This is a genomic window from Pseudomonas sp. CAM1A (assembly GCF_047501685.1).
Classification (GTDB): Bacteria; Pseudomonadota; Gammaproteobacteria; order Pseudomonadales; family Pseudomonadaceae; genus Aquipseudomonas.
On record NZ_JBFNXP010000003.1, the window covers coordinates 571,249 to 596,469 of the forward strand.

A 25,221-nucleotide genomic window follows, 5' to 3' on the forward strand; every position below is an offset into this window, starting at 1 on the left:
ACTGATATGGGGAGCGGTGCACCAGCGGATGGCGTCGGCCGACTTATGGATATATGATTCGCATGCGTTTCATATACAGGTAACCGCACATGGGCATCGTCAAGATCGCCGACGACCTCCACGAAGACCTGCGCGTGGCCAGCGCCGCGCTGTCGCGCTCGATCAACGCCCAGGCCGAGCACTGGATCCGCATCGGCATGCTGGCCGAGTTGCACCCGCAGGCCACCTATCAGGAACTGCTGCGCCAGTTGCTGCGCCAGGAGCAGGCCAATCTCAAGGAACTGCTGCAATGAGCAAGGTCATCCTCAAGGACGCCGCCCAGCTCGAACTGATGCGCCGTGCCGGCCAGTTGCTGGCGCGGGTGTTCGCCGACCTCGACGGTTTCATCCGCCCCGGCGTGACCACCATGCAGATCAACGACCGCGCTGAGGCCTTCATCGTCCAGACCCTCAAGGCACGGCCGGCGAGCAAGGGCCAGTATGGTTTTCCCTTTGCCCTGAACACGTCGGTGGACCACGTGGTCTGCCATGGCATGCCCAAGGCCGACGAGGTGCTGAAGGAGGGCTCGATCGTCAACGTCGACATCACCCTGGAGCAGGGCGGCTATATCGCCGATTCGTCGAAGATGTACAGCATCGGCCAGGTCGGCGAAGAGGCCCGGCGGCTGGTGGACACCACCTATGCCGCGCTGTGGAAGGGCATCGAGCAGGTGCGCCCCGGTGCGACCCTCGGTGACATCGGCCACGCCATCCAGGCCCACGCCGAGGCCGCCGGCTACAGCGTGGTGCGCGAATATTGCGGGCATGGCATCGGCACGCAGATGCACGAGGCGCCGGAGGTGCTGCACTACGGCCAACGTGGCACAGGCATGAAGCTGCAACCGGGGATGGTGTTCACCATCGAGCCGATGATCAACCAGGGAGGGCGCGGGACCCGCGGTTTGCGCGATGGCTGGACGGTGATTACCCGTGACCGGAGCCTGTCGGCGCAATGGGAGCACACCGTGGCGGTGACGCAGAGCGGCGTCGAGGTGCTGACCTTGCGCGAGGAGGAACGCGTGGCGCAGGACGATGGGCGAACGCCCCTCGGAGCCATGGTCTAGGCTGAAACCTACCGGTACCGGCCCACGTTCCACTACAAATGCCGGCCCGGCAACCATTGGAGACCCTGGGAGGTACGCCATGAGCCTGCTGCTCGAACCCTACACCCTGCGTCAGCTGACCCTGCCCAACCGTATCGCCGTTTCCCCCATGTGCCAGTACTCCGCCGTCGACGGCCTGGCCAATGACTGGCACCTGGTGCACCTGGGCAGCCGCGCTGTCGGTGGCGCCGGCCTGGTGATCAGTGAAGCGGTCGCGGTCACCGCCGATGGGCGCATCACTGCGGAAGACCTTGGCCTGTGGAACGACGAGCAGATTCCCGCGCTGCAGCGTATCACTCGCTTCATCACCGCCCAGGGCGCCGTCCCCGGCATCCAGCTGGCCCACGCCGGACGCAAGGCCAGCACCCACCGGCCGTGGCTGGGCAAGCACGGCAGCGTCAAGCTCGAAGATGGCGGCTGGCAGCCGGTAGGGCCGTCCAGGATTGCCTTCGACCCTGAGCACACAGTCCCCCATGAACTCAGCAAGGACGAGATCCAGGAGGTCGTTGGCGCGTTCGTCGCCGCCACCGAGCGGGCGTTGAAGGCCGGCTTCAAGGTGGTCGAAATCCACGCCGCCCACGGCTACCTGCTGCACCAGTTCCTCTCGCCGCTGAGCAACCAGCGCCGCGACGAGTACGGCAGCTGCTTTGAAAACCGTATCCGCCTGACCCTGCAAGTCACTGAGGCGGTGCGCCAGGCCTGGCCACAGGAGTTGCCGCTGTTGGTGCGGGTGTCGGCCACCGACTGGGTCGAGGATGGCTGGAACCCGGACGAGACCGTGGAGCTGGCCCGCCGTCTGCGCGCCTTGGGCGTCGACCTGATCGACGTGTCGTCGGGAGGAACTTCGGTCAATGCCGAGATCCCCACCGGCCCCGGCTACCAGACCCGTTTCGCCGAACGGGTGCGCAAGGAGTCGGAGATCGCCACCGGCACCGTCGGCATGATCACCGAGCCGGCCCAGGCCGAGCATATCCTGCGTACCGGCCAGGCCGATGTGATCTTCCTGGCCCGCGAACTGTTGCGCGACCCTTACTGGCCATTGCACGCCGACGACGACCTGGGCGGCAACAAGGCGACCTGGCCGGCGCAATACCAACGCGCGACAAGCCGGGCCAACCCGATCCACGAATCGGACCTGCGCGACTGACTCAGCCGCAGGCGGCCTGGCGGATGTCGCAGTGCGTTGCAGTAAAAACCGGTGGGTGTTCTACCCCCACCGGCTGGTCGTGCCTCAGTGCTTGAACATCACATGGCGCACACAGGTGTAGTCCTCCAGCCCGTACATCGACATGTCCTTGCCATAGCCGGAATGCTTCTGCCCGCCGTGCGGCATCTCGCTGACCAGCATGAAGTGCGTGTTGACCCAGGTGCAGCCATATTGCAGCCGGGCGGCGAGGCGGTGGGCGCGACCGCTGTCACGGGTCCATACCGACGAGGCCAGGCCATATTCGGAGTCGTTGGCCCATTCCAGCGCCTGGGCCTCATCGGTGAAGCGGGTGACCGATACCACCGGGCCGAACACCTCGTGGCGGACGATTTCGTCGTCCTGCAGCGCATCGGCCAGCACGGTCGGTGCGAAGAAGAAGCCATCGCCGGGCAGTGCCTTGCCACCGGTAACCAGGCGGATGTGCGGTTGCGCGATGGCACGGTTCACCAGGCCGGCCACCTTGTCGCGATGCTGGGCGCTGATCAACGGGCCGAGTTCGGTGTCGGCCGCCTGCTGCGGGCCTGGCTTGATGCTCGCCACCGCCGCGCCCAAGCGTTCGACGAAGCGTTCATAGATGCCGTCCTGCACGTACAGCCGGCAGGCGGCGGTGCAGTCCTGCCCGGCGTTGTAGAAACCGAAGGTGCGGATGCCGTCGATGGCGGCGTCGAGGTCGGCATCGTCGAACACCAGCACCGGTGCCTTGCCGCCCAATTCCATGTGCATGCGCTTAACGCTGTCGGCGGTGGCGCCAATGATGTGCGCGCCGGTGGGGATGGAGCCGGTCAGCGACACCATGCGCACCTTGGCATGGGTGACCAATGGGTTGCCGACGGTCTGGCCACGGCCGAAAAGGATATTGAGCACGCCGGCCGGCAGCAGCTCACGGACCAGCTCACCAAGGCGCAGGGCCGTCAGCGGGGTCAGCTCTGATGGCTTGATGACCACGGTGTTGCCGGCAGCCAACGCGGGGGCGATCTTCCAGGCCAGCATCATCAGCGGGTAGTTCCATGGCGCGATGGAGGCGACCACGCCCAGCGGGTCGCGGCGGATCATCGAGGTGTGCCCGGGCAGGTACTCGCCCGCCGCCAGGCCACCCAGGCAACGTGCGGCGCCGGCGAAGTAGCGGAACACGTCGGCAATGGCCGGGATCTCGTCGCCGAGCGCTGCGGCATAGGGCTTGCCGCAGTTGTCCGACTCCAGCCGGGCCAGTTCCTCTGCGTGTCGTTCGATGACCTCGGCAATGGCCAGCAAAGCGCTGGCGCGTTCCTTGGGCGTGCTCTGCGACCAGTGCCGGAAGGCTTGGTCGGCGGCGCGCACGGCGATGTCGACCTGGGTCTCGGTGGCTTCGTTGATCTGCGCCAGGGCGCTGCCCTTGGCCGGGTCGAGCACGGTCCAGGCCGGGCCTTCACCGTTCACCAGGTGACCGTTGATCAGCATTCGGGTTTGCATGGAGCGGTTCTCCTTGTGGTCCTCGAGCGCACTGTGCCGCGGTGAGGCTACAGATTAGAAGCGACTGGCCACACCAACAAACCGAGGAGCAACATCCGGATGCAAATGCGTTAAGCGAGGCTTCAGCTTGGCGACCTACTCTGGGGCCTTCCCAACAGTGAATGTTTGCGAGGTCTGTCAGATGAACACGCGTGGTCTGCTCGATCAGCTTTTGAAAACCGGTCAATCCCTGCTGCAGAACCAGCAGGGCAAGGGTGTCAGCGACAAAGGTTCGGGGAATCTTGGCAGCCTGTTGTCCGGTGCTGGCGGCGGTGCTCTGGCAGCCGGCGCCATGGGCTTGCTGTTGGGCAACAAGAAGGCTCGCAAATATGGTGGCAAGGCGCTGACCTACGGCGGCCTGGCCGCGCTCGGGGTGCTGGCCTACAAGGCTTATGGCAACTGGCAGGCTCGCCAGGGAGCCGGCGATCAGCAGCCGCAGACGCTGGACCGCCTGCCCCCGGCCCAGGTCGAGCAGCACAGCCAGGCGGTGCTGCGGGCATTGGTGGCGGCAGCCAAGTCCGACGGCCATATCGATGACCGTGAGCGGGCCTTGATCGAAGGCGAGTTCACTCGCCTGGACAGCGACCGCGAATTGCAGCACTGGCTGCACGCCGAACTGAACAAACCGCTGGATCCGGCCGAAGTGGCCCGTGCCGCGCAGACCCCGGAAATGGCCGCCGAGATGTACCTGGCCAGCGTGATGATGGTCGACCAGGAGAACTTCATGGAGCGCGCCTACCTCGACGAACTGGCGCGCCAGCTACGTCTGGACCCTGCCTTGCGCCTGGAGTTGGAGAACCAGGTCAGGCTTGCTGCGGGTCAATGAGCTTGCAGTTGGCCATAGCAATGGGCACGGAGGCCTGAATACAGCAGCATTCAGCCGCAAATACGTAGGAAGCCTGGGCTATACTTCGGCGATTTTTCCCGCTCGTATCGAATTCCTGAGGGCTGAATGTGAAGAACTGGACCTTGCGCCAACGGATCCTGGCAAGTTTCGCCGTGATCATCGCCATCATGCTGCTGATGATCGTGGCCGCCTACTCGCGGCTGGTGGCGATCGAGTCCAGCGAGGAGGCGGTAGGGTCCGACAGCATTCCCGGCCTCTACTACAGCTCGATGATCCGCAGTGCCTGGGTCGACAGCTACGTCACCAGCCAGCAACTGGTCGGCCTGTCGAACCACCGCGAGTTCACCACTGCCGATGCCGAACTGTTCAAGAGTTTCGACGACCGCCTCAAGCAGCATATGGCCAGCTACCAGGGCACCATCCGCGACCCTGCCGACCAGGCCGCCTTCGACGACTTCACCCGCCAGGAAGAGGCGTACGTCAAGATCGTCGACCAGGTCCTGGAAACCTACCGGCAGAAGAACTACCCCGAAGCCCAGCGGCTGATTGCCGAGGTGCTGACGCCAGCCTGGCGTGAGGGGCGCTTGCACCTGAACGAAGTCATCGAGCGCAACCGCGAATCCGCCGACAACGCCACCAACGAGATCGTCGGCGCCGTGACCACCGCCAAGGGCAGCATGATCGTTTCGCTGCTGCTGGCAATCGTCGCCGCCGGTGTTTGCGGCCTGCTGCTGATGCGCGCGATCACCGCCCCCATGCAGCGCATCGTGCATGCCCTCGACGGCCTGCGTTCGGGCGACCTGAGCATGCGCCTGAGCCTGGACCGCAAGGATGAGTTCGGCGCGATCGAGGGCGGCTTCAACGAAATGGCCGAGTCGCTGGCCAACCTGGTGTCGCAGGCCCAACGCTCGTCGGTGCAGGTGACCACCTCGGTCACCGAGATCGCCGCCACCTCCAAGCAGCAGCAGGCCACCGCCACCGAAACAGCCGCCACCACCACCGAGATCGGCGCCACCTCGCGGGAAATCGCCGCGACCTCGCGTGACCTGGTACGCACCATGACCGAAGTCACCTCGTCGGCCGACCAGGCCTCGAGCCTTGCCGGTGCCGGCCAGCAGGGCCTGGCGCGCATGGAGGAGACCATGCACCAGGTGATGGGCGCCGCCGACCTGGTCAACGCCAAGCTGGCGATCCTCAACGAGAAGGCCAGCAATATCACGCAGATGGTGGTGACCATCGTCAAGGTTGCCGACCAGACCAACCTGCTGTCGCTCAACGCCGCCATCGAGGCGGAGAAGGCCGGTGAGTACGGTCGCGGTTTCGCCGTGGTCGCCACCGAAGTACGCCGCCTGGCCGACCAGACCGCCGTGGCCACCTACGATATCGAGCAGATGGTGCGCGAGATCCAGTCGGCGGTGTCGGCCGGGGTGATGGGCATGGACAAGTTCTCCGAGGAGGTGCGCCGCGGCATGTTCGAGGTGCAGCAGGTGGGCGAGCAGCTCAGCCAGATCATCCATCAGGTGCAGGCGCTGGCGCCACGGGTGCTGATGGTCAACGAGGGCATGCAGGCCCAGGCCACTGGCGCCGAGCAGATCAACCAGGCACTGGCCCAGCTTAGCGATGCCAGTACCCAGACCGTGGAATCGCTGCGCCAGGCCAGCTTCGCCATCGACGAACTGAGCCAGGTAGCCGCCGGGCTGCGTGGCGGTGTTTCGCGGTTCAAAGTCTGACGACGATGAACCAACCGTCCCCTCGCGAGGATCGCGAATCAGCCGGCAAGGGCGTGCTGTACCTGCAATTTCGCATCGCCGACCAGCGCTTCGCCCTGGACGTGCGTGAGGTGATCGAGGTGCTGCCGTGCCGTGTCCTCAAGCCCATCGCCCAGGCGCCGGGCTGGGTGGCCGGCGTGCTCGCCCATCGTGGTGCGCTGGTACCGGTGATCGACCTGTCGGCGCTGAGCTTCGGCGCGCCGGCACAGTCGCGCAGCAGTACGCGGATGGTGCTGGTGCACTACCGCGCCGACCCGCGCCGTCCTGACCTGCAACTGGGGCTTATCCTGGAGCAGGCCACCGATACGCTGCGCTGTGCGCCCGAGGAATTCCAGCCATACGGCCTGGACAATGCCGACGCGCGCTACCTCGGGCCTGTGCGCCAGGACGCCCGCGGTTTGTTGCAGCGCATCCGGGTTGACGACCTGTTGTCGGACGCGGTGCGTGAGTTGCTGTACCCCGTCGAGCCCGGGCAGGTGCCAGCATGAGCGAGCAACGTTTCTTCCGTTTCCTGCAGGAACGTATCGGGCTGGATGTGGAGTCGGTCGGCACGGCGATGGTCGAGCGTGCCTTGCGTCAGCGCTGCACGCTCGTGCAGGCCGCGGACCTCGACGACTACTGGCTGCGTTTGCAGCAGTCCAGCGATGAGCAGCAGGCCCTGATCGAGGCGGTCATCGTTCCGGAGACCTGGTTCTTCCGTTACCCAGAATCCTTCACCGCGCTGGCGGGGCTGGCGCACAAGCGTGCGGCAGAACTTGCCGGCGCACGGCCACTGCGCATCCTCAGCCTGCCGTGCTCGACGGGCGAGGAACCCTACTCGATTGCCATGGCCTTGCTCGACGGTGGCCTGAGCCCGGGCGCTTTCCGCGTCGATGGTATCGATATCAGCCCCAGTTCGGTGGCCAAGGGCGAGCAGGCGCTGTACGGACGCAACTCCTTCCGCGGCAGCGAGTTGGCCTTTCGCGAGCGGCACTTCAGCCCAAGCGGCGATACCCATCGCCTGGATGAGCGGGTGCGCCAGCAAGTAAGCCTGCAGGCGGGCAACGTGCTCGACCCGGCGCTCAAGGCGCGTGAAGGACTGTACGATTTCGTGTTTTGTCGCAACTTGCTGATCTACTTCGATGTTCCGACCCAACAGCGGGTGTTCGAGGTGCTCAAGCGCCTGATCCACGCCCAAGGCGTGCTGTTCATCGGCCCCGCCGAGGGCAGCCTGCTGGCGCGCCTGGGCATGCGCCCGCTGGGCATTGCCCAGTCGTTCGCCTATGTGCGCCAGGATGATGCCCCACCGCCTGCTGCCAAGCCGTTGCCGGTTGCGCGCCAGCCGGTCGCTGCGCCGTTGCCGCCACGTGTCGTGGCACTGCCGCCCCGAGTCGCCAGGTCGAGCGCCGTGCCAACGGCGCCGGTAGCGGCGCAAGACGAAGCGCAGTTGCTGGCTCTCATTGCCCGGCAGGCCAATGCCGGTGAAAACCTGCAGGCCAGAGCGGACTGCGAACGCTATCTGCGCCAGTTCGCCCCCAAGGCGCAGGTCTATTACTGGCTGGGGTTGCTCAGTGACACCGAAGGCGATGCCGCGCAGGCCATCACCCATTATCGCAAGGCGCTCTACCTCGAGCCGCAGCACCCCGAGGCACTGATGCACCTGGCCATGCTCCTGGCCGCGCAGGGGGACGAGGCCGGTGCCCGACGCCTGCAGGAGCGCGCCGCCCGGGCCGGCAGGGAGTCTGAACGATGAGCGGCGGATACCACATGCAACTGATCGCCAATGACGACCAGCCCATCGACGATTGCTGGAACCGCATCGGCGTGCATGGCGACAAGCAGTGCCCGTTGCTGGAGCGGCATGTGCACTGCCGCAATTGCGAGGTGTATGCCGACGCGGCCACGCGCCTGCTGGACCGCTATGCGCTGGTCCAGGACGAGCAGGTCGAAACGACCATCGTGGAGGAGTTCGCGGTCGGTCGCTCGATGCTGCTGTTCCGCCTGGGCGAGGAGTGGCTGGCCCTGGCCACCGCCTGCCTGGCCGAGATCGCCCCGGCGCAACCGGTGCATTCGTTGCCGCACCAGCGCTCGCGGGTGCTGCAGGGCGTCGCCAATGTGCGCGGTGCGCTGGTGCCTTGCCTGTCGCTCGCCGACCTGCTGGGCGTGCCGACGCAGGCGGGCGCGGAGCGCACCGGGCGGAGCATGCCGCGCATGCTGATCCTGGCGGCCGAGGGCGGGCCGGTGGTGGTGCCGGTGGACGAGATCGACGGCATCCATCGTCTTGACCTTGCCGGCCAGGACCACGGCCGCGATGCGGCGCACTTCACCGCCGCGGTGTTGCAGTGGCGGGGGCGCAGCGTGCGTGTGCTGGATGAACAACACCTGATGTCAGCCGTGAAGCGGAGCCTGTCATGACCCCGGAGCAAATGCGCGATGCGTCGCTGCTCGAGCTGTTCAGCCTGGAGGCCGAGGCCCAGACCCAGGTGCTCAGCGCCGGCCTGATGGCGCTGGAGCGCAACCCTGCGCAACCCGATCAACTCGAGGCCTGCATGCGTGCGGCGCACTCGCTCAAAGGGGCGGCGCGGATTGTCGGTATCGATGCCGGGGTCAGCGTCGCCCACGTCATGGAAGACTGCCTGGTGGCCGCCCAGGAAGGTCGCCTGCTGCTGCGCCCGGAGCATATCGACGCCTTGTTGCAGGGCACTGACCTGTTGATGCGCATCGCGACCCCTGGAGATCAGGGTGGCGACGCCGCCGTGGCGGTGTTCCTGGCGCAGATGACAGCGCTGCTCGACCCTTCGACGCCCGTGCCGGTGATCGCGCAGGCTGGCATTCCAAGCGCACCGCCCGCTGCCTTGCCGGCGCGGCCGGAACCCGAGCCAACGTTCCAGGCCCCGACGGAGCCTGAACCCGACGCTGAGCCCGTGCCTGCCCGCAAGGCCGGCAAGCGCGGTGGCGAGGGGGGAGAGCGGGTATTGCGGGTGACTGCCGACCGCCTGAACAGCCTGCTGGACCTGTCGAGCAAGTCGCTGGTCGAGACCCAGCGGCTGAAACCCTACCTGGCCACCCTGCAGCGCCTGAAGCGCATGCATGGCCAGGGCATGCGCGGCCTCGATGGCCTGAAGGCCCAGCTGGAAGAGAGCGGGCAGGGGCCGGAGGTGCTGGAAGCGCTGGCCCAGACCCAGCAGTTGCTGGCTGAAACACAGCAGATCCTCTTGCAGCAGGCGGCCGATCTCGATGAGTTCGGTTGGCAGGCCAGCCAGCGCGCGCAACTGCTGTACGACACGGCGCTGGCTTGCCGCATGCGCCCATTCGCCGATGTGCTCACCGGCCAGAGCCGGATGGTCCGCGACCTCGGGCGCTCGCTGGACAAGCCGGTGCGTCTGTTGATCGAGGGCGAGAAGACCCAGGTCGACCGTGACGTGCTGGAAAAGCTCGAGGCACCGCTGACACACCTGCTGCGCAATGCGGTCGATCATGGCATCGAACTGCCCGAGCAGCGCTTGCTGGCCGGCAAACCGAGCGAGGGCACCGTGCGCCTGCGCGCCTCGCACCAGGCCGGGCTGCTGATCCTGGAGTTGTCCGACGACGGGGCTGGCATCGATCTAACGCGCTTGCGCGAGAGTATCGTCGAGCGCGCATTGTCGCCGGCCGAGACGGTGGCGCAGATGAGCGAGGCCGAGCTGCTGACATTCCTGTTCCTGCCGGGGTTCAGCCTGCGCGACACGGTCACCGAAGTGTCCGGGCGCGGTGTCGGCCTGGATGCGGTGCAGCACATGGTCCGTGAACTGCGCGGCTCCATCGAGTTGACCCAGGTGGCCGGCCAGGGATGTTGCTTCCATGTGGAAGTGCCGTTGACCTTGTCGGTGGTTCGCAGCCTGGTCGTCGAGGTGGGCGGCGAGGCCTACGCCTTCCCGCTGGCGCATATCGAACGCACCGTCGACGTGGCGGCCGAGGCCATCGTGCAGATCGAGGGGCGACAGCACTTCTGGCACGAAGGGCGACACATCGGCCTGGTGGCCGCCAGCCAGCTGCTCAACCGGCCAGCGGCCCAGGGCGACGAACAGAGCCTGCGGGTGGTGGTGATCCGCGAGCGCGAGCAGCTCTATGGGGTGGCCGTCGAGCGGCTGATCGGCGAGCGGGTGCTGGTGGTGATGCCGCTGGACCCGCGCCTGGGCAAAGTCCAGGACATCTCCGCCGGGGCCTTGCTCGACGACGGTTCGGTGGTGCTGATCGTCGATGTCGAGGACTTGCTGCGCTCGGTGGACAAGTTGCTCAGCACCGGCCGCCTGGAGCGTATCGAGCGCGGTGGGCGGGGCGCCAAGGGGGCGGTGCGCAAGCGCATCCTGGTGGTCGACGACTCGCTCACCGTGCGCGAGCTGCAACGCAAGCTGCTGGGCCACCGCGGCTACGAAGTGGCGGTGGCCGTGGACGGCATGGACGGCTGGAACGCGCTGCGCAGCGATGATTTCGACCTGTTGATCACCGACATCGACATGCCGCGCATGGACGGGATCGAGTTGGTCACCCTGGTACGGCGCGACAACCGCCTGCAATCGCTGCCGGTGATGGTGGTGTCCTACAAGGATCGCGAAGAAGACCGGCGTCGTGGACTGGATGCCGGTGCCGACTATTATTTGGCCAAGGCCAGCTTCCATGACGATGCGTTGCTGGATGCGGTCGAGGAGCTGATCGGAGGTGCCCAGGGATGAGAATCGCCATTGTCAACGACATGCCCATGGCCGTCGAGGCCCTGCGCCGGGCGTTGGCATTCGAGCCCGCGCACCAGGTGATCTGGGTCGCCGGCAACGGCGCCGAGGCGGTGCGCCTGTGCGCCGAGCAGACGCCGGACCTGATCCTCATGGACCTGATCATGCCGGTCATGGACGGCGTGGAAGCGACCCGGCGCATCATGGCCGAAACCCCCTGCGCCATCGTCATCGTCACCGTGGACCGCAAGCAGAATGTGCACCGGGTGTTCGAGGCGATGGGCCATGGCGCCCTGGATGTGGTCGACACCCCGGCATTGGGCGCGGGCGATGCACGCGAGGCGGCCGCGCCACTGCTGCGCAAGATCCTCAATATCGGCTGGCTGATCGGCCAGCAGCGGCCCAGTGCGCCTCGGGCGGTTAGCGCGCCGCTGCGCGAGGCCTCGCAGCGCCGCGCACTGGTGGCCATCGGCTCGTCCGCGGGTGGGCCGGCCGCCCTGGAGGTACTGCTCAAGGGGCTGCCGCGCAGTTTTCCGGCGGCCATCGTGCTGGTCCAGCATGTTGACCAGGTATTCGCCGCCGGCATGGCCGAGTGGCTCAGCAGCGCCTCCGGCCTGCCGGTGCGCCTGGCCCGCGAGGGTGAGCCGCCGCAGCCGGGACAGGTGCTGCTGGCCGGCACCAACCACCATATCCGCCTCCTTAAGAATGGCGAGCTGGCCTACACTGCCGAGCCCGTCAACGAAATCTACCGGCCCTCGATCGATGTGTTCTTCGAGAGCGTGGCGCGTTGCTGGTCCGGCGATGCGGTGGGCGTGCTGCTCACCGGCATGGGCCGCGACGGCGCCCAAGGCCTGAAACTGATGCGCCAGCAGGGCTTCCTGACCATCGCCCAGGACCAGCAGAGCAGCGCGGTGTACGGCATGCCCAAGGCCGCCGCGGCGATCGACGCGGCGGTGGAAATACGTCCGCTGGAGCGAATCGCCGGACGACTGATGGAAATCTTTCCGAAATGACGATATGTATTGAGTCGCGCCGCGTGGCCGGCAGTGGACGGGTGATTACGCATGAATGATCTACCGATCGAAGGTTTCACGACCATCAACGAAAGTGCGGCGATGGTCCTGCTGGTCGACGATCAGGCCATGATCGGCGAAGCGGTGCGCCGTGGCCTCGCCCACGAAGAGAACATCGACTTCCACTTCTGCGCCGACCCGCACCAGGCGGTGGCCCAGGCCATGCGCATCAAGCCCACGGTGATCCTCCAGGACCTGATCATGCCGGGCCTCGATGGCCTGACCCTGGTGCGCGAATACCGCAACAACCCGGCCACCCAGGACATTCCGATCATCGTCCTGTCGACCAAGGAGGACCCGCTGGTCAAGAGCGCGGCCTTCGCCGCCGGGGCCAACGACTACCTGGTCAAGTTGCCGGACACCATCGAGCTGGTGGCGCGTATCCGCTACCACTCGCGCTCCTACCTCACCCTGTTGCAGCGCGACGAGGCCTACCGCGCGCTACGCGTGAGCCAGCAGCAGTTGCTCGACACCAACCTGATGCTGCAGCGGCTGATGAACTCGGACGGCCTGACCGGGTTGTCCAACCGCCGTCACTTCGACGAATACCTGGAGCTGGAATGGCGCCGGGCGATTCGCGAGCAGCAGCAGTTGTCGCTGCTGATGATCGATGTCGACTATTTCAAGGCGTTCAACGACAGTTTCGGCCACTTGGCCGGTGACGAGGCCCTGCGCCAGGTGGCCGAGGCCATCCGTGGCTGCTGTTCGCGCCCCACCGACCTGCCGGCGCGTTATGGCGGCGAGGAGTTCGCCCTGGTGCTGCCCAACACTTCGCCCGGCGGTGCGCGCCTGGTGGCCGAGAAGCTGCGCCAGACCATCATGGGCCTGAAGATCGCCCATACCGTGCCCGAGGCGGCGTCGCACCTGACCGTGAGCATCGGCCTGGCGACCCTGACTCCGAGCGTCGGCAGCCATTGCCGGCAGCTGATCTCGGCGGCGGACAAGGGACTGTACTTGGCCAAGAACAGCGGGCGTAATCAGGTCGGGATCGCCTGAGTCGGTTCCTGCAGGGGCAGCGGTGCTTTCAGATTTGGCATTGACCCTGTGGGAGCCGCCTTGCCGGCGAGAGGCCGCAACAGCAATTGCAAGGCTCGAGCCTCACCCTCAGAAGGGTGCTACGACTCATGAAACAGCGTGAATACTGGCCAAAGGCTGCATCCGCGACCATGAACAACCTTTCACCCAGGAACTTCCAGCCCCCAACCCGCTCTTATGCCGGTAGCCATTGGTCGCGGCCGCCTGCTAAGCTCGCGGCTTTACCCTGATTGCCCTCATGGCGCATGAACAAGGAAATTACATGAAACAGCATCGTTTGGCGGCCGCGGTTGCCCTGGTAGGCCTGGTCCTCGCCGGTTGCGACGCCCAGACCAGCAGCGTCGAGCTGAAGACCCCAGCACAGAAGGCCTCCTACGGTATCGGCCTGAACATGGGCAAGAGCCTGGCCCAGGAAGGCATGGACGACCTCGACTCGAAAGCCGTCGCCCAAGGCATCGAGGACGCTGTTGGCAAGAAGGAACAGCGCATCAAGGACGAAGAGCTGGTCGAAGCCTTCACCGCCTTGCAGAAGCGCGCCGAAGAACGCCTGACCAAGGCCAGCGAGGAAGCAGCCGCCGCCGGCAAGAAGTTCCTCGAGGAAAACGGCAAGAAACCTGGCGTGATCACCACCGCCTCGGGCCTGCAGTATGAAGTGGTGAAGAAGGCCGATGGCCCGCAACCCAAGCCGACCGACGTCGTCACCGTCCACTACGAGGGCAAGCTGACCGACGGCAAGGTATTCGACAGCTCCGTCGAGCGCGGCAGCCCGATCGACCTGCCGGTCAGCGGCGTCATCCCGGGTTGGGTCGAAGGCCTGCAACTGATGCATGTCGGCGAGAAGTACAAGCTGTACATCCCGGCCGAACTGGCCTACGGCGCCCAGAGCCCGAGCCCGCTGATTCCGGCCAACTCGGTCCTGGTGTTCGACCTGGAGCTGCTGGCCATCAAAGACCCGGCCAAGGCTGGCGACGCACCGGCCAAGTAACAGCCGTCGTGTTGCATGAAGACGCCCCGTTTCGACGGGGCGTCGTCGTTTTCAGCAGTGCTTGACGCGAACCGTTGGCGTCATTCACTGTCGCAAGCAGTGTCCGGCCTGAAAACAGGTGCCTTTGTCGCAAAACGTTTGCGCGGTTGAAACGGTTGTGTAAAAAACGCCCGATTCGTACCCGGCCCTTGCCCGCTGGGCACCACGCGGCGTCAATGCCGCCCTGTTCACAAGGTTATCCACAATAAATGTGGATAACCTCCGGCTCCCCTGGAGGCCCCATGAGCGCACCCTGGAATTTCGCCCGCTTCCTGCCCCTTGCCGAACGCTTGCTCAGCCGCGGCCGGCTGCCGGCATTGCTGTTCGCAGTGGCCCGCAAAGGGCCGAGGCTGGGGCAGCTACGCGAGGACCTGCGCCTGATGCAGGCGCTTTGCCTGGCCTGGTGGCGTGGCGAGTACCGCGCTGTCAGCCCCAAGGCACTGGTGACCATCGTCGCCGGGCTGCTCTACTTCGTCAGCCCACTGGATGCCATCCCCGACTGGCTGCTGGGTGTCGGCCTGCTCGATGACATCGCCGTGCTTGGCTGGGTGCTCAAGACCGTGGCTGATGAGCTGGGCCGCTTCAAGGCCTGGCGTGACAGCCAGGCGCCGGAGCGGCTGCGCGTGGTCGAACGGCTGCCGGATACCCCCGAAGCGCTGCGCCTGGAAAGGCCTGGCAGCTGATTCCGCACAGACCCCCGAGGTTGGTAATATAATTGGCATAAGGGTTATGCCTACGGATTACATGCCGTAATCCAACGTCAAGGGGGTTGTATGGGTATTCAGGTCATCAGCCGGGACGGTCAGCCCGAGTACGCAGTGGTTCCCTGGGAGCAGTATCAGGCGTTGCTTGCCGCCGCAGGCCAGGCACCGGCCAGCGCACCCGTCACCGACAGCAATGTTGCCAGCACTCAAGCAAGCGCCAGCCTGTCCTCACTGGATGAGCTGGCGTCGTTGCGTCAGGCCAAGGGGCTGGCGCCGGAGCAGCTGGCCCGCAGCGTCGGCATCAGCCCGGCATACCTGGCCATGATCGAGTCCGGGGAGCGCCGCCCCGACGCGGCCATTCTGCGCAGCCTGGCGTGGCACCTGGGCGTGGCCGGCTGGAGCGAGCCGTCATGAGCCAGGTCAGGATCAGCCGTCAGCAATGGCAGGGCCTGCTGAGCGAGCTCGACCTGGCCCGCCGGCAACGCCATCTGCTGACCTACCGGGCACTGCTCGAGCGTTTGCAATTGCCCAGCCCGGCCATGCAGACCTTGACTGCGGCCCTTGAGTACCTGGCGGTGCTCGACGCCCGCGCCGAGCAGCCGTTGCGCAGTTCGCTGGTGATCAGCCAAGGCGCCAGCCGCCTGCCACGCACCGGGTTCTTCGAGTGTGTCGAGCGCCTGGGGCGGTTTTCCGGGCCGGTGGACGGCATGGAGGCGGCGTCCTGGCATGCCTCGGAAGTGGTGCGGGTGTTCGAGTACCGCTACCCGGAAGAGGCCTGAAAGCGGGGGAGATGGCTACCTGGCGCGGTAGCGGTTGCCGGGGCTGCCAGGGTTTACTCCAGTACCGTCGTATCGATCAGGCTCAGGCTCGCCCCGCCGGTTTCCTTGGCCTTTCTTTTCGCCTGTGAGGCGAGCTCGGCCAGCTGGCCGGCATCCAGCCCTGCGCAGCTTCCAGGCGCGAGCCAGACCACCCCGATCGACAGCGACAGCAATTCGAAGGTTTCCCGTTGACCCTGACGGTTGTGGGCGATAAAGCACCCGGCCTCCAGGTGTTCACCGCGATAGAAGCGTCGACATTGCCGGACGAAGGCCTCCAGCAGCAGTTCAAGCCGTGCTCGCCAGTCTGCCGATCCCAGTACCAGCATGAAATCATCCCCACCGATATGGCCGACGAAATCCCTGCTTGGGTCGACGCAGTCGCTCAGGCACTGCGCCAGGCACAACAGCACTTCGTCGCCACGGGCATAGCCAGAGATATCGTTGAAGGGTTTGAAGTTGTCGATGTCCACGTAGCATACGGCGGCCTCGCGCCGTTGCAGCAGCAGCCGCGCCAGGCACTGCTGGATCGGCACGTTGCCGGGCAGCAAGGTGAGTGGGTTGGCGTGCCTGGCCTGCTGGATCTTCTGTTCGGTGATCAGCTTGAGCACGTCGATCACTCGCCCCAGGCCCAGGTAACGCCCACTCTGGGTGATGATGAAATCTTCCTCGATACGCTGGCGCGCGCGGCTGGTAAGCAGCCGGCTGACCTGCTGCAGCGACTGGCTGCGCTCGACGGCGAGAAAGTCCTGGCTCATCAAGCGGCTGATCGGCTTGCGGGCGAACAGGTCGGTGCCAAATGGCTTGAGCAGGGCGTCGGCAAGTGAATGGCGGTGGACGATGCCACAGGGTTTGCCACGCTCATCCAGCACCGCGAGCGAATTGAGGTTGGCCTGGCGGTGGAACGCCTCGAGCACCTGCTGGATGGGGGTATCGCGCGTGACCGAGGGTTGCAGGATGAGCAGGGCGCTGAGATCGCTGCTGTCTTCGTCCAGCGCCACGGCGGTATCCGGCGCCGGGGGCAGCAGGCCGAGGCTGTCACCTGGGGGAAACTCCTGGGGGCGCCCCAGCAGGTAGCCCTGGACCAGATCCACGCCCATGTCGCCCAGTATGGCCAGTTCCTCGGCCAGTTCGATGCCTTCGGCGATTACTTGAGCGCGGGAAGCGCGTGCGATCTGCAGGATCGAACCGACGAACTCACGCTTGAGCGGGTCCTGGTGGATACCATCGATGAAATGGCGGTCGATCTTCACATAGTCCGGGCGCAGTTCCGACCACAGGCGCAGGCTCGAGTAACCGGCACCCAGGTCATCCAGGGCGATGGAAAAACCCATGTCGCGGTAGTGGTGCAGGGCGTTGTACAGCAGCTGGAAGTCTTCGGTGGGCGTCTGCTCGGTCAGCTCGATGACCACTCGGCTGGGGGCCAGACCGACCTGTTCGAGCATCTGCAGGGTGCGCCCGGAAGGGTAGTTGGGTTCCACCAGGGACTCGGGCGAGACGTTGAGAAACAGCTGGCCCGCAAGGTTCAGCTCGCTGAAGCGTCGGCAGGCGGTTTCCCGGCACAGCACCTCCAGTTCACCCAGGCGGCCGGCCTGACGGGCGATGGCGAACAGGTTCAGGGGCGAGTGCAAAGGGCTGTTGGAGGGGCCACGGCTCAGGGCCTCATAGCCGAGGATGCGCCGTTCGGAGAGGCAGACGATGGGTTGGAACAGACAGTGGATGCTGCGTTGAGCCAGGATGGCACTCAATGCGCTGAGCTGTTCGGTGACGGTCATGGACTGCTTCCTGAATTGAAAAGGGCCGGACGCTTGCACGTTCGGCCCTTCCATTTCACGACAGTCCGGTGACTGTTTGATGACAGCTCACATTATTTTGCCATCACTTCAGTGCTTGGCCACCGAGGTGCTGAGGCTCAGGTAGTCGAGCAGGATGCGACCGGTCTCGGACAGGTAGGCATCGTCCTCGGGTTTGGTGTCGTCCGGCTCGGCAGGCAGGGCGTCCTCGTCCTCTTTCTTGAGTTCCTTGAGCGGCTCTTCGCCCTTGGCCTTGCGCCGGATGTTCTCCAGCGCCAGCTGCTTGGCTTCGATCTCGTCGTGACGGGCGCGACGTTGCTGCTCGTTGAGGCTGACGGTCTTCTCGTTCATCAGCTTCTGGGTCAGTGCCAGGCGGTCACGGATGTAGACGAACTCGGCATCCTTGTCGCTGCGCGCCTCATGCTGCGCCTTGAGCTGGGTCAGGAACGGCTTGAACGGATCGGAGGCAGGCTTGACCACTGGACGGATGGTGTCCCACGGCATGGCTTCAGGCAGCGCGCTTTCACCGATTTCCTTGGTGTCGATGATCGACGGGTAGGCGATGTCCGGCAGCACGCCCTGGTGCTGGGTGCTCTGCCCGGAGACCCGGTAGAACTTGGCCAGCGTCAGCTTGAGTTCGCCATGGTTGAGCGGCTGGATGGTCTGCACGGTGCCTTTGCCGAAGGTCTGGCCACCGATGATCAACGCACGGTGGTAGTCCTGCATGGCTCCGGCGAAAATCTCCGAGGCGGACGCCGACAGGCGGTTGACCAGCAGGGCCAGCGGGCCTTTGTAGAAGGCGCCGGGGTTCTCGTCCTCGAGCACGTCGACGCGCCCGTCGCTGTTGCGCACCAACACGGTCGGGCCCTTCTCGATGAACAGGCTGGTCAGCTCGGTGGCTTCCTGCAGCGAGCCGCCACCGTTGTTGCGTAGGTCGATGACCACGCCGTCGACTTTCTCTTTCTGCAGCTCGGTGAGCAGCTTCTTCACGTCGCGGGTGGTGCTCTTGTAATCCGGATCGCCAGCGCGGTAGGCCTTGAAGTCCAGATAGAAGGCCGGGATCTCGATGATGCCGAGCTTGTAGTCGCGGCCATCCTGCTTGAGCTTGAGCACCGACTTCTTCGCCGCCTGCTCCTCGAGCTTGACCGCTTCGCGGGTGATCGAGACGATCTTGCTGGTCTGGTCGTTCGGCGCATTGCTGGCCGGGATGACCTCCAGGCGTACCACCGAGCCTTTCGGGCCGCGGATCAGCTTGACCACTTCGTCAAGGCGCCAGCCGACCACGTCGACCATTTCCTTGTTGCCCTGGGCCACGCCGATGATCTTGTCGGCCGGCGCCACCTGCTTGGTCTTGGCGGCAGGGCCGGCCGGCACCAGGCGGACGATCTTGACCTGGTCGTTGTCGCTCTGAAGCACCGCGCCGATGCCTTCGAGCGACAGGCTCATGTTGATGTCGAAGTTCTCGGCGTTGTCCGGCGACAGGTAGTTGGTATGCGGGTCGTAGGACTGGGCGAAGGTGTTGATGTAGGCCTGGAAGATGTCTTCCGCGCGGGTCTGGTCCAGGCGCGCCAGCTGGTTCTTGTAGCGCTTGGTCAGGGTTTCCTGGATCTGCTTGGGATCCTTGCCGGCGATCTTCTGACGCAGCACTTCGTCCTTGACGCGCTTGCGCCACAGGTCGTCGAGCTCGGCCTGGTTCTTCATCCACGGGGCATCCTTGCGGTCGACCAGCAGGTCTTCCTTCACCGTGAAGTCGATCTTGTCGGCACCCTTGGCGAGCTCCGCCAGGGCGAAGTCCAGGCGCGATTTCACGCGGTCCAGGTAGCGCTTGTAGATGGTGAAGCCCGGCTCGAGGTTGCCGCTTTTCAGGAAGTCGTCGAACTGGGTCTTCCATTTGTCGAATTCGGCGATGTCGGCCGCGGTGAAGTAGCTGCGTGACGGGTCGAGCAGCTTGATGTAGCTGTCATAGATGATGACCGAACGGGCGTCGTCCAGCGGCGGCTTGCTGTAGTGGTGACGCTTGAGCAGCTCGACGATGTTGAGGCTGGCGACCACTTCGTCGCGGTCTGGCTGCAGACTGTCCCACTTGTTGGCGGCGGCCGCATTGCCACCGAGCGTGAGGCTGCCCAGGCCGATCATGAGGGCGAGGGCGGTGCTGGGGAGGAAATGCTTCATGCTGATTCGACGTGGAGGCAATTGATCACGCATAGTAGGCCGTCTTATCCGTTCGCCGGTTCCATCGGAGCCGGACGCATACTGCAAAAAGCCTGGGACTTGGCGTGCCCAGGCTCGGTCATATGATTCAACTATGGAGGCACTGTGAAGGCATTGCAAGGCGTTGACGGACATGTGGCGTGGGTCGAGGCCGAGCGCCCGGCCTGCGATGCCGGGCAGGTACGTATCCGTGTGGCCGCCGCGGGCCTGAACCGCGCCGACCTGCTGCAGCGTGCGGGGCTGTACCCGCCGCCTCCTGGTGCCAGCCCTTATATGGGCCTGGAATGCGCCGGTGTCGTCGCGGAAGTCGGGGCGGGTGCCGATTGGCGTGTGGGCGACCGGGTCTGTGCATTGCTCGCCGGTGGCGGCATGGCCGAGGAGGTGGTGGTCGACGCCCGTCATGTGCTGCCGGTGCCCGAAGGGCTGAGCCTGCACGAGGCCGCTGCGATTCCCGAGGTGTATGCCACGGCCTGGCTGAACATCTTCCAGCTGGGGGCATTGAAGGCTGGCGAGAAGGTACTGGTGCATGCCGGGGCCAGTGGCGTGGGCTCGGCGGCGATCCAGCTGTGCAAGGCATTCGGCAGCCCGGTGTGGGTCAGCGTTGGCTCGCCGGAGCGCCTGGCCTACTGTGAGGCGCTGGGGGCCGCAGGTGGCGTGGTGCGCAATGGCAACCTCGATGACCTTGAACAGCTCGGTCCATTCGATGTGATCCTGGACCCGGTGGGCGCCAGCTATGCGCCGCTCAACCTTCAGCTGCTGGCCCGTGACGGGCGTTGGGTGATCATTGGACTGATGGGTGGGCGCAAGGTCGAGCTGGACCTGGCGGTGGTGTTGGGCAAGCGCCTGGAAATCACTGGCTCCACGCTGCGCAACCGTGATGACGGGTTCAAGGCCGAATTGTTGCGCGAATTGCGCCAGCAGGTGTGGCCGTTGTTCGCCGAGGGGAGACTGTCGCCACAGCTGGTCGATACCTACCCGGTCGAATTTGCCGAAGCTGCGTATGCGGAGCTGGCAAGCAACCAGGTTTCCGGGAAGCTGGTGCTGGTGATCGATCCAGCACTAGTTTGATGGCGCTTTGGGAGCGGGCTTGCCCCGCGATGGTGATACAGAGGCTGTTATCCCTTCGCGGTGCAAGTCGGATCGCCGCATCGGCGCTCCCACGCCTGTCCAGGCCTTACTCGTGGTTCGGCGGCACCAGGATCGTGTCCCTGGCCTCAGGCAGCATCCCTGGATAATCCAGGGTGTAATGCAGGCCCCGGCTTTCCTTGCGTTGCATGGCCGAGCGGATCATCAGTTCGGCCACCTGCGCCAGGTTGCGCAGCTCGATCAGGTCACGGCTGACCTTGTAGTTGCTGTAGAACTCGTCGATTTCGTCCAGCAGCATGCGCACCCGGTGCTCGGCCCGTTGCAGGCGCTTGCTGGTGCGCACGATGCCGACATAGTCCCACATGAAGCGCCGCAGTTCGTCCCAGTTGTGCGCGATGATCACGTCCTCGTCCGAATCGGTGACCTGGCTGGCATCCCAGCAGGGCAGGGCGCGGGGCATGGCGACCTGGTCCAGGCGCGCCTCGATGTCGGCGGCGGCGGCGCGGCCGTAGACGAAGCATTCGAGTAGCGAGTTGCTGGCCATGCGGTTGGCGCCATGCAGGCCGGTGAAGCTGGTTTCGCCGATGGCGTACAGGCCGGGCACGTCGCTGTGGCCATGCTCGTCGATCATTACCCCGCCACAGGTGTAATGGGCCGCAGGCACCACCGGGATCGGCTGGCGGGTGATGTCGATACCGTAGGTCAGGCAGCGTTCGTAGACCGTCGGGAAATGGCTCTTGATGAAGTCGGCCGGCTTGTGGCTGATGTCCAGGTAGACGCAGTCGACCCCGAGGCGCTTCATTTCGTGGTCGATGGCGCGGGCGACGATATCCCGTGGCGCCAGCTCTTCACGTGGGTCGAAGCGCGGCATGAAGCGCTCGCCGTTGGGCAGGCGCAGCAGCGCACCCTCGCCGCGCAGGGCCTCGGTGATCAGGAAACTCTTGGCCTGCGGATGGTACAGGCAGGTCGGGTGGAACTGGTTGAACTCCAGGTTGGCCACCCGGCAGCCGGCGCGCCAGGCCATGGCGATCCCGTCGCCGCAAGCACCGTCGGGATTGCTGGTATACAGGTAGACCTTGGCCGCGCCGCCGGTGGCCAGCACGGTGAAACGGGCACCGAAGGTGTCCACCTCGCCGGTGTTGCGGTTCAGGACGTAGGCGCCCAGGCAGCGATCTCCGTCCAGTCCCAGGCGCCGCTCGGTGATCAGGTCGACGGCCACGCGCTGTTCCAGCAGCTGGATGTTCGGCCGCTTGCGCGCCTGCTCCAGCAATGTGGTGAAGATCGCGGCGCCGGTGGCGTCGGCGGCATGGATGATGCGCCGGTGGCTATGGCCGCCTTCGCGGGTCAGGTGGAACTCGAAACCGCCGTCGTCGACGCTGTAGTGCTCGTCGCGGGTAAAGGGCACGCCTTGCTCGATCAACCACTGGATGGCTTCGCGGCTGTGCTCGACGGTGAAGCGCACGGCGTCTTCATGGCACAGGCCACCGCCGGCGTTGAGCGTGTCCTCGACATGCGACTGCACGGTATCGGTGTCATCGAGCACCGCGGCGACACCGCCCTGGGCCCAGAAGGTCGAGCCGTTGGCCAGGTCACCCTTGCTCAGCACGGCAATGCGCAGATGGCCGGGAAGGTTCAGTGCCAGGCTGAGACCGGCGGCACCGCTACCGATCACCAGGACATCATGTTGGAATTGTTGGCTCATGTCGGGACACTAGTAATCTTTGGAGAGGGCGCGGCACAATAGTCGGGCGCCGATGGCATTGTGAAACTATCGTGAAACCGGGTCGGGGTGCCTTTATAGCAGCCTCGGGCGCCTGATTTCCAATGGCACTTGCGGGTGGGTGGCGATCTTTGTGGGAACTTTCCGATACCCCTGGAAATCCTATACAGGCTGCCCCTACGTCACAGATTGATGCGGCGACGCAAGGCGCCGGCCCTGTTCCGGGCTGGCACCTGCGTAACGAAAACTGATTATCGACGCAGCCGGCCGTGACCGCGTTGCGTCTTCCGTGCGAGCCGACCAAGGGCCGCAGGAAACTTGCTTGGAGGGGAGAACTTTTGCGAAAAGCCCGAGTCTATGGTTGCAAGCCTGAACGATGGCTGTTGCAACGCTCCTTCGAGACCACTGAGGAGTGTTCATGCTAACCCAGGAAGAGGATCAGCAGCTTGTCGAGCGCGTGCAGCGTGGCGACAGGCGAGCGTTCGATCTGTTGGTGCTGAAGTATCAGCACAAGATTCTCGGGTTGATCGTGCGTTTCGTACACGACACCCATGAAGCGCAGGACGTGGCGCAGGAAGCCTTCATCAAGGCATACCGTGCGCTTGGGAATTTTCGCGGTGACAGTGCGTTCTATACCTGGCTGTACCGCATCGCCATCAACACGGCGAAGAACTACCTGGTATCCCGTGGAAGACGGCCACCAGACAGCGATGTGAGCTCCGAGGATGCGGAGTTTTACGACGGCGATCATGGTCTCAAGGATCTCGAGTCCCCAGAGCGCGCGTTGTTGCGGGATGAAATCGAAGGCACTGTCCATCGAACCATCCAGCAACTGCCGGAAGATTTGCGTACGGCGCTGACCCTGCGCGAGTTCGATGGACTGAGTTACGAAGACATTGCCAGTGTCATGCAATGTCCGGTGGGTACCGTGCGCTCTCGAATTTTCCGCGCTCGGGAGGCCATAGACAAAGCCCTGCAACCTTTGTTGCAGGAAACCTGAGACAGCGGCGACAGCCAAGAGAGGAACCGCCATGAGTCGTGAAGCTTTGCAGGAATCGCTGTCCGCGGTGATGGATAACGAAGCGGACGAACTGGAACTGCGTCGCGTGCTGAACGCCGTCGACGATGCCGAAACCCGTGCCACCTGGTCGCGTTACCAGGTAGCCCGTGCAGCCATGCACAAGGAGCTGCTGCTGCCCAAGCTGGACATCGCCTCGGCGGTTTCTGCGGCGCTGGCCGACGAGGCCGTGCCGGCCAAGGTCAAGCAGGGCCCGTGGCGCAGCATCGGCCGCTTGGCCGTGGCCGCTTCGGTGACCGTTGCCGTGCTCGCTGGCGTGCGTTTCTACAACCAGGACGAGATCAGCGGCGCCCAGTTGGCCGCCCAGCAGCCAGCCCAGCAAGGCCTGAGCATGCCGCAGGTGCAAGGCCCGGCCGTATTGGCAGGCTATAGTGAAGGCAACGAGCAACCGACCGGGCCGATGGCCAACGGTGTGCTGCAGAACCAGGCCGGTTGGGATCAACGCCTGCCAGGCTACCTGCGCCAGCACGCCCAGGAGTCCGCGCTGAAGGGCAACGAAACCGCGCTGCCTTACGCCCGCGCCGCCAGCCTGGAAAACCGCTAAGTAAGGAGGATCATGCGCGCGCTACCTCTCCTGTCGCTGCTGCTTGGCAGCAGCCTGACGGTACAGGCCCTGGCCGCCAACTCCTCGCCCGAGGCGAGCGAGTGGCTGAACAAGCTGGCAAGGGCCGAGCAACAGCAGAGTTACCAGGGTTCCTTCGTCTACGAACGTAACGGCAGCTTCTCATCCCACGATATCTGGCATCGCGTCCAGGATGGCAAGGTCAGCGAGCGGCTGTTGCAGCTCGACGGCTCGGCCCAGGAAATCGTGCGGGTGGACGGCAAGGTGCAGTGCGTCAGTGGCAACCTGGTCAGCAGCGTGAGCGCCCCGCCGGACAATGCCGCGCGGGTGCTTGATCCTCTGAAACTGATGAGCTGGTATGACCTGAGCGTGGCAGGCAAGTCACGCGTCGCCGGGCGCGACGCCGTGGTTGTCTCGCTCACCCCGCGTGACCAGCACCGTTACGCCTTCGAACTGCACCTTGACCGTCGTACGGGGCTGCCCCTGCGCTCGTTGATGCTCAACGACAAGGGCCAGTTGCTCGAGCGCTTCCAGATGACTCGCCTGGACACCGACGCCGTGCCGACCGACGCCGACCTCAGCGCCGGCGCTGCCTGCCGGCCAGTCGAGCAGATTGCGTCCGGCACCTCCGAAAGCGTTGCCGGATGGCGCTCCGACTGGCTGCCGCCGGGTTTCGAGCTGGTCAACAGCTCGGTACGCCGCGACCCCGAGCGCAAGAGTACCGTCAGCAGCCTGATGTATGACGATGGCCTGGCCCGTTTTTCGGTGTTCCTCGAGCCGATCGGCAACGAGTCCGGTATCGATACCCGTGCCCAGCTCGGCCCTACCGTCGCAGTGTCGCGGCGTCTGACCACGCCCAAGGGCAAGGTGATGGTCACGGTGGTCGGCGAGATTCCGCTGGGCACTGCCGAGCGTGTCGCCTTGTCGATGCGGGCCCAGGATGCCCAGGCGCGTCAATGACGGCGCAGTGCCCTGACAGC

The 25,221-nt window shown here is 65.1% G+C and carries 23 protein-coding genes; 19 read left to right on the forward strand and 4 right to left on the reverse strand.

The window, feature by feature from the left end; all coding sequences use genetic code 11:
• Window positions 1–89 precede the first annotated feature (89 nt).
• The 3 genes from ABZO33_RS11040 to ABZO33_RS11050 all read left to right on the forward strand — a co-directional run bounded on the left by ABZO33_RS11040 (window position 90) and on the right by ABZO33_RS11050 (window position 2,288).
• Entirely contained in the window at window positions 90–293 is a 204-nt protein-coding gene (locus ABZO33_RS11040; protein WP_046856862.1) for a ParD-like family protein, read from the forward strand.
• On the forward strand, window positions 290–1,102 hold the full coding sequence (gene map, locus ABZO33_RS11045) for a type I methionyl aminopeptidase (RefSeq protein WP_414536054.1): 813 nt from the start codon (window positions 290–292) through the stop codon (window positions 1,100–1,102). The genes ABZO33_RS11040 and map overlap by 4 nt, the downstream gene beginning before the upstream one ends.
• 79 nt (window positions 1,103–1,181) lie before the next feature.
• On the forward strand, window positions 1,182–2,288 hold the full coding sequence (locus tag ABZO33_RS11050) for an NADH:flavin oxidoreductase/NADH oxidase (RefSeq protein WP_414536055.1): 1,107 nt from the start codon (window positions 1,182–1,184) through the stop codon (window positions 2,286–2,288).
• Window positions 2,289–2,372: 84 nt separating this feature from the next.
• On the opposite strand, the gene ABZO33_RS11055 is transcribed toward ABZO33_RS11050, so the two are convergent.
• The gene (locus ABZO33_RS11055) at window positions 2,373–3,797 is read right to left on the reverse strand and encodes a gamma-aminobutyraldehyde dehydrogenase (RefSeq protein WP_414536056.1); all 1,425 of its coding nucleotides are present in this window, start codon (window positions 3,795–3,797) and stop codon (window positions 2,373–2,375) included.
• A gap of 181 nt (window positions 3,798–3,978) precedes the next feature.
• On the opposite strand from ABZO33_RS11055, the gene ABZO33_RS11060 reads away from it, so the two are divergent.
• The 12 genes from ABZO33_RS11060 to ABZO33_RS11115 all read left to right on the forward strand — a co-directional run bounded on the left by ABZO33_RS11060 (window position 3,979) and on the right by ABZO33_RS11115 (window position 15,755).
• A complete protein-coding gene (locus tag ABZO33_RS11060; RefSeq protein WP_414536057.1) occupies window positions 3,979–4,662 on the forward strand; it encodes a tellurite resistance TerB family protein in 684 nt (227 codons plus the stop codon).
• A 128-nt stretch (window positions 4,663–4,790) separates the two neighbouring features.
• Window positions 4,791–6,413, forward strand: coding sequence for a methyl-accepting chemotaxis protein (locus tag ABZO33_RS11065; RefSeq protein ID WP_414536058.1), 1,623 nt, complete (start codon window positions 4,791–4,793; stop codon window positions 6,411–6,413).
• Window positions 6,414–6,418: 5 nt separating this feature from the next.
• On the forward strand, window positions 6,419–6,940 hold the full coding sequence (locus ABZO33_RS11070) for a chemotaxis protein CheW (RefSeq protein WP_414536059.1): 522 nt from the start codon (window positions 6,419–6,421) through the stop codon (window positions 6,938–6,940).
• Complete coding sequence (locus tag ABZO33_RS11075) at window positions 6,937–8,184, forward strand: CheR family methyltransferase (protein WP_414536060.1); 1,248 nt, start codon at window positions 6,937–6,939, stop codon at window positions 8,182–8,184. Before ABZO33_RS11070 ends, ABZO33_RS11075 begins: the two co-directional genes overlap by 4 nt.
• On the forward strand, window positions 8,181–8,846 hold the full coding sequence (locus tag ABZO33_RS11080) for a chemotaxis protein CheW (RefSeq protein ID WP_414536061.1): 666 nt from the start codon (window positions 8,181–8,183) through the stop codon (window positions 8,844–8,846). Before ABZO33_RS11075 ends, ABZO33_RS11080 begins: the two co-directional genes overlap by 4 nt.
• Window positions 8,843–11,143, forward strand: coding sequence for a hybrid sensor histidine kinase/response regulator (locus tag ABZO33_RS11085; RefSeq protein WP_414536062.1), 2,301 nt, complete (start codon window positions 8,843–8,845; stop codon window positions 11,141–11,143). The genes ABZO33_RS11080 and ABZO33_RS11085 overlap by 4 nt, the downstream gene beginning before the upstream one ends.
• Window positions 11,140–12,153, forward strand: coding sequence for a chemotaxis response regulator protein-glutamate methylesterase (locus ABZO33_RS11090; protein WP_414536063.1), 1,014 nt, complete (start codon window positions 11,140–11,142; stop codon window positions 12,151–12,153). The genes ABZO33_RS11085 and ABZO33_RS11090 overlap by 4 nt, the downstream gene beginning before the upstream one ends.
• A gap of 51 nt (window positions 12,154–12,204) precedes the next feature.
• Window positions 12,205–13,209, forward strand: coding sequence for a response regulator (locus ABZO33_RS11095; RefSeq protein WP_046856850.1), 1,005 nt, complete (start codon window positions 12,205–12,207; stop codon window positions 13,207–13,209).
• A 301-nt stretch (window positions 13,210–13,510) separates the two neighbouring features.
• On the forward strand, window positions 13,511–14,233 hold the full coding sequence (locus tag ABZO33_RS11100) for an FKBP-type peptidyl-prolyl cis-trans isomerase (protein WP_414536064.1): 723 nt from the start codon (window positions 13,511–13,513) through the stop codon (window positions 14,231–14,233).
• Between the two features lie 281 nt (window positions 14,234–14,514).
• A complete protein-coding gene (locus tag ABZO33_RS11105; RefSeq protein ID WP_367856915.1) occupies window positions 14,515–14,955 on the forward strand; it encodes a YkvA family protein in 441 nt (146 codons plus the stop codon).
• Between the two features lie 90 nt (window positions 14,956–15,045).
• On the forward strand, window positions 15,046–15,390 hold the full coding sequence (locus ABZO33_RS11110) for a helix-turn-helix domain-containing protein (protein WP_414536065.1): 345 nt from the start codon (window positions 15,046–15,048) through the stop codon (window positions 15,388–15,390).
• Window positions 15,387–15,755, forward strand: coding sequence for a hypothetical protein (locus ABZO33_RS11115; protein ID WP_023629774.1), 369 nt, complete (start codon window positions 15,387–15,389; stop codon window positions 15,753–15,755). Before ABZO33_RS11110 ends, ABZO33_RS11115 begins: the two co-directional genes overlap by 4 nt.
• 53 nt (window positions 15,756–15,808) lie before the next feature.
• Here ABZO33_RS11115 and ABZO33_RS11120 read toward each other — a convergent pair whose 3' ends face one another.
• Both ABZO33_RS11120 and ABZO33_RS11125 read right to left on the reverse strand, forming a co-directional pair.
• Complete coding sequence (locus ABZO33_RS11120) at window positions 15,809–17,566, reverse strand: bifunctional diguanylate cyclase/phosphodiesterase (protein WP_414536066.1); 1,758 nt, start codon at window positions 17,564–17,566, stop codon at window positions 15,809–15,811.
• A gap of 108 nt (window positions 17,567–17,674) precedes the next feature.
• Window positions 17,675–19,756 carry a carboxy terminal-processing peptidase gene (locus tag ABZO33_RS11125; RefSeq protein WP_031314804.1) on the reverse strand — a complete coding sequence of 694 codons (2,082 nt, stop codon included), beginning with the start codon at window positions 19,754–19,756 and terminating at the stop codon, window positions 17,675–17,677.
• A 144-nt stretch (window positions 19,757–19,900) separates the two neighbouring features.
• Here ABZO33_RS11125 and ABZO33_RS11130 point away from each other — a divergent pair, with 144 nt between their 5' ends.
• Window positions 19,901–20,863 (forward strand): NAD(P)H-quinone oxidoreductase, encoded by a 963-nt coding sequence (locus ABZO33_RS11130; RefSeq protein WP_414536067.1) that lies wholly within the window; start codon window positions 19,901–19,903, stop codon window positions 20,861–20,863.
• A gap of 106 nt (window positions 20,864–20,969) precedes the next feature.
• On the opposite strand, the gene nadB is transcribed toward ABZO33_RS11130, so the two are convergent.
• Window positions 20,970–22,583: an L-aspartate oxidase gene (nadB, locus tag ABZO33_RS11135; RefSeq protein ID WP_414536068.1), complete on the reverse strand. Its 1,614-nt coding sequence runs from the start codon at window positions 22,581–22,583 to the stop codon at window positions 20,970–20,972.
• Window positions 22,584–23,019: 436 nt separating this feature from the next.
• Between nadB and rpoE the strand changes: the two genes are divergently transcribed.
• Genes rpoE through ABZO33_RS11150 form a run of 3 tightly spaced genes read left to right on the forward strand, consistent with a single transcriptional unit; the run spans window position 23,020 to window position 25,201 of the window.
• The gene (rpoE, locus tag ABZO33_RS11140; protein ID WP_010220971.1) at window positions 23,020–23,601 is read left to right on the forward strand and encodes an RNA polymerase sigma factor RpoE; all 582 of its coding nucleotides are present in this window, start codon (window positions 23,020–23,022) and stop codon (window positions 23,599–23,601) included.
• A gap of 31 nt (window positions 23,602–23,632) precedes the next feature.
• Entirely contained in the window at window positions 23,633–24,223 is a 591-nt protein-coding gene (locus tag ABZO33_RS11145; RefSeq protein WP_401104423.1) for a sigma-E factor negative regulatory protein, read from the forward strand.
• A gap of 12 nt (window positions 24,224–24,235) precedes the next feature.
• Window positions 24,236–25,201 (forward strand): MucB/RseB C-terminal domain-containing protein, encoded by a 966-nt coding sequence (locus ABZO33_RS11150; RefSeq protein ID WP_414536069.1) that lies wholly within the window; start codon window positions 24,236–24,238, stop codon window positions 25,199–25,201.
• Window positions 25,202–25,221: the final 20 nt, after the last annotated feature.

Excerpts from the sequence above, each read along its gene's own strand:
- ABZO33_RS11105 (WP_367856915.1), top strand. The coding sequence starts at position 14,515 with ATGAGCGCACCCTGGAATTTCGCCCGCTTCCTGCCCCTTGCCGAACGC.
- ABZO33_RS11145 (WP_401104423.1), top strand. The coding sequence starts at position 23,633 with ATGAGTCGTGAAGCTTTGCAGGAATCGCTGTCCGCGGTGATGGATAAC.
- ABZO33_RS11095 (WP_046856850.1), top strand. The coding sequence starts at position 12,205 with ATGAATGATCTACCGATCGAAGGTTTCACGACCATCAACGAAAGTGCG.
- ABZO33_RS11075 (WP_414536060.1), top strand. The coding sequence starts at position 6,937 with ATGAGCGAGCAACGTTTCTTCCGTTTCCTGCAGGAACGTATCGGGCTG.
- rpoE (WP_010220971.1), top strand. The coding sequence starts at position 23,020 with ATGCTAACCCAGGAAGAGGATCAGCAGCTTGTCGAGCGCGTGCAGCGT.
- ABZO33_RS11040 (WP_046856862.1), top strand. The coding sequence starts at position 90 with ATGGGCATCGTCAAGATCGCCGACGACCTCCACGAAGACCTGCGCGTG.
- ABZO33_RS11055 (WP_414536056.1), bottom strand. The coding sequence starts at position 3,797 with ATGCAAACCCGAATGCTGATCAACGGTCACCTGGTGAACGGTGAAGGC.
- ABZO33_RS11120 (WP_414536066.1), bottom strand. The coding sequence starts at position 17,566 with ATGACCGTCACCGAACAGCTCAGCGCATTGAGTGCCATCCTGGCTCAA.
- ABZO33_RS11085 (WP_414536062.1), top strand. The coding sequence starts at position 8,843 with ATGACCCCGGAGCAAATGCGCGATGCGTCGCTGCTCGAGCTGTTCAGC.
- ABZO33_RS11080 (WP_414536061.1), top strand. The coding sequence starts at position 8,181 with ATGAGCGGCGGATACCACATGCAACTGATCGCCAATGACGACCAGCCC.
- nadB (WP_414536068.1), bottom strand. The coding sequence starts at position 22,583 with ATGAGCCAACAATTCCAACATGATGTCCTGGTGATCGGTAGCGGTGCC.
- ABZO33_RS11090 (WP_414536063.1), top strand. The coding sequence starts at position 11,140 with ATGAGAATCGCCATTGTCAACGACATGCCCATGGCCGTCGAGGCCCTG.
- map (WP_414536054.1), top strand. The coding sequence starts at position 290 with ATGAGCAAGGTCATCCTCAAGGACGCCGCCCAGCTCGAACTGATGCGC.
- ABZO33_RS11050 (WP_414536055.1), top strand. The coding sequence starts at position 1,182 with ATGAGCCTGCTGCTCGAACCCTACACCCTGCGTCAGCTGACCCTGCCC.
- ABZO33_RS11100 (WP_414536064.1), top strand. The coding sequence starts at position 13,511 with ATGAAACAGCATCGTTTGGCGGCCGCGGTTGCCCTGGTAGGCCTGGTC.
- ABZO33_RS11150 (WP_414536069.1), top strand. The coding sequence starts at position 24,236 with ATGCGCGCGCTACCTCTCCTGTCGCTGCTGCTTGGCAGCAGCCTGACG.
- ABZO33_RS11060 (WP_414536057.1), top strand. The coding sequence starts at position 3,979 with ATGAACACGCGTGGTCTGCTCGATCAGCTTTTGAAAACCGGTCAATCC.
- ABZO33_RS11125 (WP_031314804.1), bottom strand. The coding sequence starts at position 19,756 with ATGAAGCATTTCCTCCCCAGCACCGCCCTCGCCCTCATGATCGGCCTG.
- ABZO33_RS11070 (WP_414536059.1), top strand. The coding sequence starts at position 6,419 with ATGAACCAACCGTCCCCTCGCGAGGATCGCGAATCAGCCGGCAAGGGC.
- ABZO33_RS11115 (WP_023629774.1), top strand. The coding sequence starts at position 15,387 with ATGAGCCAGGTCAGGATCAGCCGTCAGCAATGGCAGGGCCTGCTGAGC.
- ABZO33_RS11110 (WP_414536065.1), top strand. The coding sequence starts at position 15,046 with ATGGGTATTCAGGTCATCAGCCGGGACGGTCAGCCCGAGTACGCAGTG.